The organism is Sulfurospirillum sp. 1612, assembly GCF_036556685.1.
Taxonomy (GTDB): Bacteria; Campylobacterota; Campylobacteria; order Campylobacterales; family Sulfurospirillaceae; genus JAADIZ01.
Genome location: NZ_CP140614.1, coordinates 832,255 through 845,214, shown reverse-complemented (window position 1 = coordinate 845,214; position 12,960 = coordinate 832,255). Strand labels below are relative to the sequence as shown.

Here is a 12,960-nt window from a genome sequence, read left to right as displayed (position 1 = left end):
CAAATTGAGCTATAATGAAAAATAAATTTGTCATGAAAAAGGAAACCTAGTGAGTTTTTTCAAAATTGTCGTTTTAATAGCCGCAACAATCGCACTCTTTTCATTCATCAATAATCAGGAAGATGAAGATGATGGAAACTATTTTGTGCCAGAAAAAACGACAATCGTTGCGTTTGGTGATAGTATCACAAAAGGATATCGTGTTGATGACAATGCTTCCTATCCCGCACAACTCTCCAATCTTTTGCACACCAATGTTATCAATGCAGGCATTTCAGGAGAAGATACAAGTCGGGGACTTCTCAGATTGCCTTCGGTTTTGAAAAAATACAAACCAAATATTTTGATTCTCTGTGAGGGAGGTAATGATATTTTAAGAGGACAAGATTTGAGAAAAACCAAAGAAAATCTGGCCCAAATGATACAACTCGCACAAAAACAACATATTTTTGTCATTTTAGTAGGGGTTCCAAAACTGGATATTTTACGTGTCACTACTGCTTCGTTTTATGAAGATTTAGCAGCGCAATTTCATGTTCCTCTAGCAGATGATATATTACAAACTATTGTCAATGATGATACTTTGAAAATCGATGATGTGCATCCTAATGCCAAAGGCTACACCCTTCTGAGTAAAAAAATTGCCGAAATTGTTACGAATCAATACATTGATTTAAATATTTAAACCTAAAAAAGCCTTTTTTGTTTCTTTTTTACTCAACTAGCTACATTTTTATAACATAACTTCTCACTTTTCAATTTTGCTACGATAATGCTACTTTGATAATTTATATTTATATTGTTAAAAAAATTTACAAGGAGACACCATGGACAATAGTGCTGCACAAGCGTATTGGAAAGAAAACATTTCTACCATACTCAAACTGCTAGTTATTTGGTTTGTTGCGTCGTATGGATGCGGTATCATCTTTTTAGATGAACTCAATTCTATCTCATTTGGGGGATTTAAGCTTGGATTTTGGTTTGCTCAACAAGGCTCTATCTATATCTTCGTTATTCTCATTTTTGTTTACGCCAAAATGATGGAAAGACTTGAAGAAAAATATGACATTCACGAATAATTAGGAGATATCATGGAATTACAAGGATTAATATATTTATTTGTCGGTTTGTCTTTTGGCCTCTATATTCTTATAGCAATTTGGGCAAGAGCAGGTTCAACAAAAGAGTTTTATGTCGCCGGTGGTGGAGTACACCCTATCATGAATGGTATGGCAACCGGAGCAGATTGGATGAGTGCGGCTTCTTTTATCTCACTGGCAGGTATCGTCTCACTCAAAGGTAGTGATGGGGGTGCGTATTTGATGGGATGGACCGGTGGTTATGTACTACTTGCCATGCTATTAGCACCTTATCTTAGAAAATTTGGTAAATTTACCGTGCCTGATTTCATCGGGGATCGATACTATTCCAATCTCGCAAGAACGGTTGCTGTTATTTGTGTTATCTTTATCTCCTTTACCTATGTTGCAGGTCAAATGAGAGGGGTTGGTATCGTTTTTTCAAGATTTTTACAAGTTGATATCAACACCGGTGTTATTATCGGGATGGTCATCGTCTTTATTTATGCTGTTTTAGGCGGTATGAAAGGGATTACCTATACACAAGTGGCACAATATTGTGTGATGATTTTCGCATTTACAGTTCCTGCGATATTCTTATCACTTCAAGTGACTAATACATTCTTACCACAACTTGGATTTGGAGGCAAAATTCCTTTTGCTTTTGATGATGGTATTCGGATGATTGATAGCGGTACGTATTTATTACACGCATTGGATACCTCAATGACCGATCTGGGTTTTGCAGCCTATACAGCAAGTCATAGCGGGACATGGAATGTCTTTATGCTCACCACTGCTTTGATGCTAGGAACAGCAGGGCTTCCACACGTTATCGTTAGATTTTTTACCACTCCTACTGTAAAGGGTGCACGAATTAGCGCCGGTTGGGCTTTGGTCTTCATCGCGATACTTTATACACAGATTCCAGCAGTGGCGGCATTTGCACGATTGAATCTCATTAAAAACCTACAAAATGTTGATTATGCAAAATTTGTCAACAATGAAGTCAAACGAAGTGATGGCAGCATCAATAGAGGGTCTTGGTTCAAAACATGGGAAGATTCCGGTTTGATTGCATGGAATGATAGAAATGGTGATGGTAAAATTCAAGTAGCCTCAGGCGCTGCATTTACCGGAGCAAAAGGCAAGCCAGTCTTTAATGGAAAAACTGGAAAAGATGGAGTAAAACTCACCAGTAATCCAGCCGCTCCTGTCAATATGACAGCAGCAGAAGAAAAAGCTAATGGTAAGATTATCAATGAAGTCTACCTCGATCGCGATATCATCGTTTTGGCCAATCCGGAAATTGCCGGACTTCCAAACTGGGTTATCGCCATCATCGCAGCGGGTGGTTTGGCTGCTGCGTTATCCACAGCTGCGGGATTATTACTCTCCATCTCCACAGCAGTTTCACATGATCTCATCGGCCAAGTGCTCATGAAAGATCCAGAAACGGGCAAATCAAAATTGAGTGAAAAGGCAGAGCTCTTTGCAGCAAGACTTGCCGCCGTGGTCGCGATTATCATCGCAGGATATTTGGGTATTTATCCTCCAGGATTTGTGGCACAAGTTGTTGCCTTTGCCTTTGGATTGGCCGCAGCTTCCTTCTTCCCAGCCATCGTATTGGGAATCTTTTATAAGAGAATGAACAAAGAAGGAGCCATCGCAGGAATGCTCGTCGGACTCATCTTTACCTTCTCCTATATCGTCTACTTTGTCTTTATGGGTGGAGACAAAGCCGATTATCTTTGGGGCATCGCACCAACAGGAATTGGTACCATTGGTATGATTATCCACTTTATCGTGGCGATTGTCGTAAGTGCCATGACACCACCTCCACCGACTGAGATACAAGAACTCGTCGAGAGAATTAGAATTCCACGAGGTGCAGGCGCCGCTTCAGCTCATTAAAATATTTGGGTTGGTACAATTAGTACCAACCCTTTTTATATCAAGGCATCCTCATGAGTTTACTCGATCAAAAATCTTTTTTAAAATCAATCCATCCTTTTGAGATACTCAGTCATGATCAAATCGAACAAACACTCTCTTCAATGAACATCGGATATTACACTCAAGATACTGTGTTGATATCCAAAAATACCGCATCAAATTTTCTCTATATCATCGTCAAAGGCAAGGTAGGAGAGTATCATGATGGGGAACTCATCAAAGTATATTCAAATTCTAATATCTTTGATGCAGATTCTTTGATTGATGGAAAGACGGAGGAGACTTTTTCGGTCTTAGAAGAATTAATTTGTTTTGAATTGGATAAAAAAACCTTTTTAAATCTTTTAGAACAAAATCAAGAGTTCAAAGATTTTTTTATCCAAGGCTTTGCCAATAAAATCCAATCAGCCAAACAAAAAGAATACACCACTCAATTTTCAAGTTTCATGCTTGCTAAAGTACGTGACACTTATACGCATACTCCCTGTATCGTAGATGCAGATATGCCCATCATGAGTGCTCTCAAAAAGATGGTAAAGACCAAAAACAAGTGTATCATCGTCAAAAATGGTTCCAATTACCGCTATGGTATCGTCACCGACAGTACGATTAGAAAATATGTCATCTTCAATGATTATGACAAATTCGCGCCCATCGGACCGATTGCCATTCATCCTATTATCACCATTGAGTACGATGATTACCTCTCCAATGCCCTGTTGCTTTTGACCAAAAACTCTATCAAAAGATTGGCCGTATGTGATGGAGATGTGGTCATTGGGGTATTAGAACAACTCGATCTCTTAAGCTATTTTGCCAATCACTCCCATTTGGTCTCGATGCAAATTGACAAAGCAAAGAATTTTGAAGAGCTCAAAATGGCCAGTGAGGATTTGATTAATATCATCAAAAAGCTTCATGATAAGGGAACTAAAGTGGAGTATATTTCACAGCTTATTTCTGAACTTAATGAAAAAATTCACAAAAAACTCTATGATATGATCATGCCAAAACATTTAGCCGACAAAGCTGCTCTCATTGTCATGGGAAGTGAAGGTAGAAAAGAGCAGATTCTCAAAACCGATCAAGATAATGCTCTTATCATCGATGATTTTGAGAATGAAAAAGATTTTGAACCTTACATGATGGCTCTGAATGAAGCACTTTTGGGAATTGGTTTTCCAAGATGTGAGGGCAATATCATGGTTTCAAACCCCTATTGGCGCAAACATGCCAAAGCGTATGTTGCAGAGATTGATCGCTGGTTGGAAGCTCCTAGTGGGGATGATTATATGCATATGGCAATATTTTTTGATTCTATTTGTGTAGCTGGGGATGCCACATTACTCGAAAAGCTCAAAGCGACTATCTTTAAAAAATTAGAAAACAAAGATGTCATCATGGCCAACTTTGCCAAAGCGGCCCTCATTTTTGAAACGCCGATTGGAATTTTTTCTAATCTCAAGACTGAAAATAATCAAGTCGATGTCAAAAAAGGTGGCATTTTCCCGATTGTGCAAGGCATTCGTAGTTTGGCATTGGAGTATAAAATCCCCATGACCAATACAATTGAGCGCATACAAGCACTGGTCAAACTTGACGTCATCGATGAGAAATATGCCAGTTCTTTAATAGAGGCATTTGATACCCTTATCAATTTGAGATTAAAACAACGGCTCAAAAATAGTGCTTTTGAAGAAGAAAACAAAAGCAACATTATCAATATCAATGAGCTCAATCAACTCGAATTAGACCTCTTAAAAGATAGCTTCAAAATCGTCAATAAATTTAAAAAAACCATTGCATTTCATTTCAAAACCGATAGAGTGAGCTAAATGGTACACCGTTTTTTAAAAAAAAGAAATTTAAAGAAATTGAAAAATCCTGATTTTTCCTTTTTGTTTGAGGAAAAAAACTGTGATGAAATGGTCGTTTTTGATACAGAGACTACGGGATTAAATCCCAAAAAAGATGAAATCCTCTCCATCGGAGCGGTAAAAATCAAAGGCGATAAAATCCTCACATCCGAAAAATTTGAACTCTTTATCAAGCCCACACGCCCTATCAATCAAAACAGTATCAAGATTCATTTTATCCGTAATATCGACTTAGAACAAGGAAGTGAATCCCACATCGCGCTTGAAAAATTTTTACATTTTATCGGAAATCGTCCCTTGGTAGGATATTATCTTGAATTTGATGTCAAAATGATCAACAAATATCTCAAACCCTATCTGGGTATCAAGCTTCCAAATAAGCAAATCGAAGTCTCCAAAATCTATCATGATAAAAAACGCCGACACATCCCTGAGGGGAGAATCGACCTTCGATTTGATTCGATGATGCATGATTTGGATTTGCCGATTTTTGGCAAACACGATGCCCTCAGTGATGCGATTATGACCGCACTCATGTATATCAAACTCCAACACCACAGTTTCTCATGAAAATCACCGCAATCATCCCCACTTATAATCGTGCCGATTTTTTACCTCAAAGTATCGCATCAATTCTGAAACAAACACGAGGAGTTGATGAGATTATTATCGTCGATGATGGTTCCAATGACACCACGCAAGAGGTTCTTCAACATTTCAAAACGATTAAAATCATACAAACCCAAAACAACGGTGTCTCTCATGCTAGAAATATAGGCATCAAAGCGGCGCAACATGAGTGGATTACTTTTTTGGATAGTGATGATATTTGGCTTGATAAAAAGATTGAAATGCAATGTTCATTTCACCAAATGCATCCTGATATTTTATTTTCGCATACCAATGAACAGTGGCTGAGAGATGGAAAAAAAGTAAAATATTCCAAAAATCTCACCAAACCCGAGGGTTGGTGTTTTTTAGAGAATATGTCTCGATGCAAAATCGCAGCCTCTTCTGTCATGATGCACAAAAGTATCTTTGAACATGTTGGTTATTTTGATGAAGAAATGCGAGTGTGTGAGGATTATGACCTTTGGTTGAGAGTCGCTCTTTTTTATGAAATCGGCCTCATCAAAGAGGCGTGCATCATCAAAAATTCCGGTCACGAACAACTCTCAAACACCATCTTTGCGATTGATCGCTATCATATTAAAACCCTTTTAAAACTCCTCGATTCTTCGTATCATGATGCTATCAAACAACAAATATGCAACAAATGCGAAATATTAATCAAAGGAGCTCTCAAACATCATAATCAGGAGATTTATGAGACGTACTCAAAAATGATACGGGATATACAAAGCTAAATCTTGCCAATACCACAATAAAATAGCAGTCGAAGCCATCATCAAGACAAAAGGCCACACTCCTTTGATAACAGTCTCAATTTTTGCATGCGAGATCCCCTGTATGATAAACAGATTCATTCCAATCGGCGGTGTGATAAGTGCCATCTCAATCAACACGACAAAAAAGAGTCCAAACCAAATCGGGTCAATCCCTCTTGCAAGCACCGCAGGAAATAGAACTGGCACCATAATCAAAAGCATAGAGAGCGATTCTAAGAAAAATCCGACAATCAATAATACAATGCCAACCGCTAAGATAAATAGCGTATGATTGGAGACATTTTCTACCAAAAGATTGGAAATATTTTGAGGAATCATATAAAGCGTAATCGCATAAGAAAAGACCTTTGCACCCGCAATAATAATAAAGAGCATAATCGTCGTTTTGGCCGCATCATAAGTGGCTTCTTTGAGTTTGGCAATACTCATGCGTCTCATCGCAAATGTCATGATGAGTGAAATCACAAATCCCAACCCTGCACTCTCAGAAGGTGTGGCAATCCCTGCATAAATCGAGCCAATGACACTGATGGCGATAATCATCGTCGGAATCGACCGCAAGGTGGCGGCAAGTCGCTCTTGTCCTGTCGCTTTGGGAAGTGGGGTATATTTTTTGCTCACTTTTGAATAAATAATACTATAAGCCATAAAGAGAAATATCAAAAAAATCCCCGGCCCAATGCCGGCTAAAAAAAGCTTAGAAATCGAACTCTCAGAGATGATGCCATAAACAATCAAAGGGATGGAAGGCGGTATCATGATTCCAAGCGTCCCTCCTGCGGCAATCAGTCCATAAACAAAATGTTTCGGATAACCCCGTGATGTCATCTCTGGTATCGCCACGATTCCAATCGTAGCTGCAGTCGCCACAGAAGAGCCTGAAACAGCTGAGAAAATACCACATGAGACAATCGTCGCAATCCCCAAACCTCCAGGCCAATGTCCAATCCAGCTTTGAACTGCACGAAAGAGGTCTTTGCCCACTTCTGCTTTGAGCAAGATATTGGACATCAACAAAAACATCGGAACCGCCAACAGCTCAAAACTGTCCATCGCACCATAAAGACGTTGGGGAATACCATTGAGTGGTAGTGGATAATAGGCCAAAAGTGCCGCTCCCAAACCGCCCAATGCAAAAGCTACAGGAACTCTGAGCACCAAAAGCATGATGAGTAAAAAGAGGATGACAAAAGCACTCATCAGACACTCTCCTTAATCATTTCGCTCTCTTCATCAGGAGCGATTCCAATCGTCCAAACTTTCACAATCTCGGCAAGTGCTTGGATAAGCAAGAGTGCAAACCCTACCCAAATGGAGGCTTGAGTGAACCATTTTGGAATCGAGAGATAAGAACCTGTCGTATGACCTTTGAGCGTGGAATCGAGCCAAATTTGATAACCATAATAGATAACAATACCACTAAATACAATGATAACAACCAAAGAAAATGTCTCAAGGATTTTTCTCATCACAGAATCATGATTTTTAAACGCCACATCGATGACAATCATATCTTTGTGTTTTAATGCAAACGCCACACCAATATATGTCGCCCATATTTGCGCAATGGTTGAAATATCATCCACCCAAATCGTCGGACTCGTAAAGACATAGCGCATCACGACCTCATAGGTCACAATTAATCCAATAAAAAAGTATATCCAAGCGGATAATCTTCCAAAAAATTCTGTTATAGCATCGATGGTTTTTATCATATTTCTCTTCTAGTTTGCAGGGCGTCTTGCCCTGCTTGATTTTATTATTTTATTATTGTGCTTCGTCTTCACGCGCTGCTTTGATAACCTCTTCACCCATAGAACCTGTGGCTTTGATAAATCGTTGCATCACTGGCTTTGCAATTTTTTGCCACGCTTTTCGCTCAGCAGGAGTCAACTCGATCACATTCATCTTACTTTTGAGATCTTCTACCATTTTATCTTCACTTGAGTAGATTTTATCGCGCAAATGTTTTTCCACAATCGCCGCAGCATCTAAGATAATCTTCTTCTCTTTGGGCGTCAAAGACTCAAAAAATTTATCATTCATGATGGCTACAAATTCGATAATACTATCATTGGAAACGGTCATATTTTTCATGACTTCATAAAGCTTACGACTGCCAACAGCGGAGAGTCCTGTCATCCCGACATCCACAGCGTGTTGTTGGTATGCGAGAAATTGTTTGGAACCGGACATAATCGTAGGATAACCACCAGCTGCTTCTGCGGTCCAACTCAAAATTTTGCCATACGTTCTTACCTTTTTGCCTTTGAGATCATCAGGAACACGGATTGGCTTACCATTATTAAGATAGACATTGTGACCGTATGCTTGCCACCACAAGATTTTAGCACCGGTTTCTTTTAAAATCGCCTTATCGAGAATCGTTCTCATGTGAGAGCCACTTTTGACTGCTTTTCTCAGACTTTTTGAATCTTTAAAGAAAAATGGTAATCCCACAACATCCACAGCAGGAACAGACCCGGTAAATCGCCCCAAGAAGGCCGTCCCCGCTTCTATCGCGCCACTTCCAACTGCTTCTGGGACTTGTTTGTCTTTGTAGAGTTGGGCTGATGGAAATATGAGTACTTTCAAATCTCCATTTGAGTTTTTTTCAACCAATTTTTTAAACTCTAACCAATTTTCTCCTAACGGATGACTTATAGGTAATTGTAATGTTACTCTTATGGTTTTAGAAGCATAAGATGTTGAAGCTACGGCCAATACAAGCCCTAGTGCTAGTAATATATTTTTGAATTTCATGTGCAACCCTTTTTAAAATTTTGTCCCTAAATTCTATGATAAATGTCGCTATTTGTCAATCAAAAGCCCCTTATCATGGTATTTCATCACTATTGATTTCAAATTGTAACAAAACGACTATCAGATGATACCTTGTGTTTCCATTTCACTCAACTCTGCACTACTTAATCCGAGTAATTCTCCATAAATTTCACGGTTACTTTCTCCGAGTTTTAATCCTGACCACTGGATACTTCCTGGAGTGTTGCTAAATTTTGGCATAATGCCTGGCATTTTTAGAGTGCCTAAGCCTTCAACCTCGACATCTTGAATCATCTCACGCGCTTTAAAGTGCGCATCTTTGAACATATCAGCCACATTATAAATGGCACCGGAGGGAATTTGGTATTTATCTAGTATTTCCAGCACTTCATCAATCGTTTTGCTGACGGTCCATTGGGTAATTTGTGCATCCAAATATGCCATCTCTTTGGCGCGGCCATCGTTGGATTTGAAGGCTTCATTTTGAGCAAGATCTTCGCGCCCCATCGCTTGGGTGAGTCTTTGAAAAATGCTATCGCCATTGGCGCCAATGGCAACATATTTGCCATCATTACACAGATAGATATTTGATGGGGCGATGCCTGGCAAGGTGTTACCACTGCGCTCACGGATAAATTTGAATTGATCGTATTCAGGGACCAGACTCTCCATCAGACTAAAAATCGCCTCATAGAGTGCCACATCGATATATTGTCCTTGTGTACCATTGACATCTCTGTGATAAATCGCCATCACCGCACTCATCACCGCATAAATCGCAGCGACAGAATCTCCAATACTAATGCCCGTACGAACCGGTGGAAGATCAGGATAACCACTAAGATAGCGAATGCCTCCTAGTGCTTCACCGATGCTTCCAAATCCCGGTTTGGCACTATATGGACCATCTTGTCCATAGCCTGAAATACGCACCATGATGATTTTAGGATTGATTTTTTTTAAATCTTCATAGCCGATATTCCATTTTTCAAGCGTTCCGGGTTTAAAATTTTCGATGATGATATCCACCTCTTTGGCCAATTTTTTGATAATCTCTTGACCTTGTGGTACTTTTAGATTGAGGGTAATACACTTTTTATTGCGTGATTGGACATACCACCACAGTGAAGTACCATCTTTTAAAAGACGCCATTTTCTCAGAGGATCTCCGATATGAGGGGGCTCTACTTTGATGACCTCAGCGCCAAAATCTCCAAACAATCTCCCCGCAAACGGTCCGGCTATGAGACTGCCTAATTCCAATACCTTGACCCCTTTTAATGGTCCATTTTTTTGCATCATGATACTCCTTTACTACACGTGTCAACATAGGCCATATGGCTCGTCAAAGTCGGTTTAATCTTCTCTTTGACAATCTTCACCGTCTCTAAAAGTTTTGGTAGAACGATGCCTGTATTGATCTGCATACTCTCTAACATATTGACTAAATCTTCACTGGCGATATTCCCAGCAGCACCAGGGGCAAAAGGACAGCCTCCTAGTCCACCAAGGGCGGATTCAAATGAGTGAATGCCACATTGCAGTGCCATCACAACATTAGCCAAGCCCATCCCTCTGGTGTCGTGAAGATGCAATACAAAATCAACATCAGAAAAGTTTTGTTTGAGCTCAGTCAAAAGCGTGTACATCTGTAACGGATTGGCGATGCCAATCGTATCAGCTAGCGAGATTTCACTCACACCAATATCCAAGCCATTTTGCACCATCATGTTGATTTCCTTCACGGGAATATCCCCCTCATAAGGACAACCAAAGGTCGTACCGACTGCGAGATTGATATGTAAATCAGGAAATTGATTTTTGATTTCTTTGAGTTCTGCAAAGGATTCTTCTCTTGTTCTTTTGACATTGGCCTTGTTGTGTGCCACGCTTGCGGAAATCACATAAGTGATATCGCGAAGTCCCGCTTCATAAGCCGCTGTGGCGCCAAAGAGATTGGGAACCAGGGCATTGAAGATAACATCATTGGATTGATATTTTTGAAGTAATGTACCCACAATCTCTTTAGCATCTTTGGTTTGAGGGATTGCTTTGGGGCTGACGAATGATGTCACTTCGATTTTTTTGAAATTTGATTGGATGAGGCCCTCTATGATTTCTAATTTTAGCTCGGTGGGAATCCACTCACTAATACTTTGAAATCCATCACGAGGACCGACTTCCGTGATATTGACGCTTTTGGGGAACTCCATAAATTTTCCTTTTTGGAGTGATTTTAGCAAAAAAACATCAAATGCAACAATCAGACCTCCCTTTTTCAGGACAAATCACGCTCAAAGCCACAATTTGTTTACAATTATGCACAATTACGTTTGATTATTTTATTTCATCTTGAAATACAAATCCTTGATGGGTGAGATTTTCTGCAATGGAGCGAAAATAGATTTTGCCATAAAAATTCGCAATCTGCTCGGCATAAGAGGTGAGATAATTCATACCATGCGCTTCTCTAAAGTTTTTCAAATCTTGTTCATATTGTGTGACGCCTTTTTTGACGGCTTCATGATTATAAGTATCCGCCATGGCAAAACTCTCAAATGGAACACGAGGTTTGAGTGGGGCATTTTTGGCTTTCTCAGTGGGGACACCAATAGTGCTGCCAACTACGGGGAATGTTTTTGGAGGAAGATTTAAGAGTTTTATCATCGCATCAGGTTGATTTCTAAGTCCTCCAATGGCGGTGGTACCATATCCTAAACTCTCAGCGGCACTTTGCAAGGAACTGAGCATAATCCCTGCATCTACTGCTCCTAAGACAATACCTTCAGCTGATTGTTCGATGAGATGCTCTTTACCCACCATTTGTGCGGCTATCGTCGTGCGATTAAAATCGATGACAAAAGTCACAAAGACATCGGCCGTTTCGATTTGAACTTGTCCGCCGGAGAGTTCTGCGATTTTTTTGATGATAGCTTTATCCCTTGTATATACAAGTGAGACTTGTTGTCCGTTTATGGAGCTTGGAGCTCTTTGAGCTGTTTGGAGAATCAGTTGTAAATCTTCTTCTTTAACAGGTGCTCCCGTAAACTCTCGGATTGATTTTCGATTGCGTAATTGTTCGATTGTTTGATTCATGTATAACTCCTTAAAAAGCAAATGGTATCTCTTTTCAAATTAATAAAAGATTATACTAAAGAGTTAAACAGAAGCATCAAAATCAATAAAAGATTTCTCAAATAAATTATAGTAAGTAGGATAAAAAATTTTGATAAATAATGTTGAAGATTTTATGGTGCGGACGGGGGGATTTGAACCCCCACGCCGTTAAGCACGAGCCCCTCAAGCCCGCGTGTCTACCGTTTCACCACGCCCGCATGTGTGGATGGAGAGACAAGATATCATCTCTCCGTTTTTGTAGAAATTATCCTAAAAATGGATTTGCGTAAAGTGCAATCAATGCAATAACAAGTGCATAAATAACTTGTGCTTCGATCATCGCAAGAGCGATAAACATCGTAGTCATAAGCTTTCCGCCAAGACCAGGATTTCTAGCAGTTCCCGCGATTGTAGCTGCCGCAGTATGACCCATACCAATAGCACCACCAAGAGCTGCAAGACCCAAACCAACACCAGCAGCAACTACTGAATAAGCTTGAACCATACTATCTTCTCCTGCAAATGCAAAACCAGCAAATGCAACCAATAAAAATACGATTTTCTTCATTTCGATTCTCCTTATTAAAGATACGAAATCTTTAATTAAAATTACAAAGTCCGTTCGGCTTGCGTATCCCTACTTATCACTTTGTTTCGACGAGATTGTACCTTTTTACAAATTAAAATATGATTAATATAAATTTTTTGCTGCACTTTATGCATTGGTATCTGTTT

General features: G+C 39.6%; 13 protein-coding genes and 1 tRNA gene. 6 read left to right on the top strand and 8 right to left on the bottom strand.

All coding sequences use genetic code 11. The features are described from left to right. Positions 1–49: 49 nt before the first annotated feature. The 6 genes from SFB89_RS04230 (at position 50) to SFB89_RS04205 (ending at position 6,282) form a co-directional block, all read left to right on the top strand. On the top strand, positions 50–685 hold the full coding sequence (locus tag SFB89_RS04230) for a GDSL-type esterase/lipase family protein (protein WP_331775700.1): 636 nt from the start codon (positions 50–52) through the stop codon (positions 683–685). A gap of 142 nt (positions 686–827) precedes the next feature. After that, positions 828–1,082, top strand: a complete 255-nt coding sequence (locus tag SFB89_RS04225) for a DUF4212 domain-containing protein (RefSeq protein ID WP_331775699.1) — start codon at positions 828–830, stop codon at positions 1,080–1,082. Between the two features lie 12 nt (positions 1,083–1,094). Next, positions 1,095–2,996, top strand: a complete 1,902-nt coding sequence (locus SFB89_RS04220) for a sodium:solute symporter family protein (RefSeq protein ID WP_331775698.1) — start codon at positions 1,095–1,097, stop codon at positions 2,994–2,996. A 53-nt stretch (positions 2,997–3,049) separates the two neighbouring features. Beyond that, positions 3,050–4,873, top strand: coding sequence for a putative nucleotidyltransferase substrate binding domain-containing protein (locus SFB89_RS04215; protein ID WP_331775697.1), 1,824 nt, complete (start codon positions 3,050–3,052; stop codon positions 4,871–4,873). Further along, positions 4,874–5,485: a 3'-5' exonuclease gene (locus SFB89_RS04210; protein WP_331775696.1), complete on the top strand. Its 612-nt coding sequence runs from the start codon at positions 4,874–4,876 to the stop codon at positions 5,483–5,485. Beyond that, positions 5,482–6,282, top strand: coding sequence for a glycosyltransferase family 2 protein (locus tag SFB89_RS04205; protein WP_331775695.1), 801 nt, complete (start codon positions 5,482–5,484; stop codon positions 6,280–6,282). Before SFB89_RS04210 ends, SFB89_RS04205 begins: the two co-directional genes overlap by 4 nt. Here SFB89_RS04205 and SFB89_RS04200 read toward each other — a convergent pair. From SFB89_RS04200 to SFB89_RS04165, 8 genes are all read right to left on the bottom strand, one after another. Next, the gene (locus SFB89_RS04200; RefSeq protein ID WP_331775694.1) at positions 6,253–7,524 is read right to left on the bottom strand and encodes a TRAP transporter large permease; all 1,272 of its coding nucleotides are present in this window, start codon (positions 7,522–7,524) and stop codon (positions 6,253–6,255) included. The two genes, SFB89_RS04205 and SFB89_RS04200, sit on opposite strands and share 30 nt — an antisense overlap. Beyond that, a complete protein-coding gene (locus SFB89_RS04195; protein ID WP_331775693.1) occupies positions 7,524–8,039 on the bottom strand; it encodes a TRAP transporter small permease in 516 nt (171 codons plus the stop codon). The genes SFB89_RS04200 and SFB89_RS04195 overlap by 1 nt, the downstream gene beginning before the upstream one ends. A gap of 52 nt (positions 8,040–8,091) precedes the next feature. Continuing rightward, positions 8,092–9,087, bottom strand: a complete 996-nt coding sequence (locus SFB89_RS04190) for a TRAP transporter substrate-binding protein (RefSeq protein ID WP_331775692.1) — start codon at positions 9,085–9,087, stop codon at positions 8,092–8,094. Positions 9,088–9,207: 120 nt separating this feature from the next. Beyond that, positions 9,208–10,410, bottom strand: coding sequence for a CaiB/BaiF CoA transferase family protein (locus SFB89_RS04185; RefSeq protein WP_331775691.1), 1,203 nt, complete (start codon positions 10,408–10,410; stop codon positions 9,208–9,210). Then, on the bottom strand, positions 10,407–11,321 hold the full coding sequence (locus SFB89_RS04180) for a hydroxymethylglutaryl-CoA lyase (protein ID WP_331775690.1): 915 nt from the start codon (positions 11,319–11,321) through the stop codon (positions 10,407–10,409). Before SFB89_RS04180 ends, SFB89_RS04185 begins: the two co-directional genes overlap by 4 nt. 124 nt (positions 11,322–11,445) lie before the next feature. Next, a complete protein-coding gene (locus SFB89_RS04175) occupies positions 11,446–12,204 on the bottom strand; it encodes a nitroreductase family protein (protein ID WP_331775689.1) in 759 nt (252 codons plus the stop codon). A 155-nt stretch (positions 12,205–12,359) separates the two neighbouring features. Then, positions 12,360–12,443, bottom strand: a tRNA-Leu gene (locus tag SFB89_RS04170). A 47-nt stretch (positions 12,444–12,490) separates the two neighbouring features. Beyond that, positions 12,491–12,793, bottom strand: a complete 303-nt coding sequence (locus SFB89_RS04165; protein WP_331775688.1) for a F0F1 ATP synthase subunit C — start codon at positions 12,791–12,793, stop codon at positions 12,491–12,493. Between the last annotated feature and the right edge of the window lie 167 nt (positions 12,794–12,960).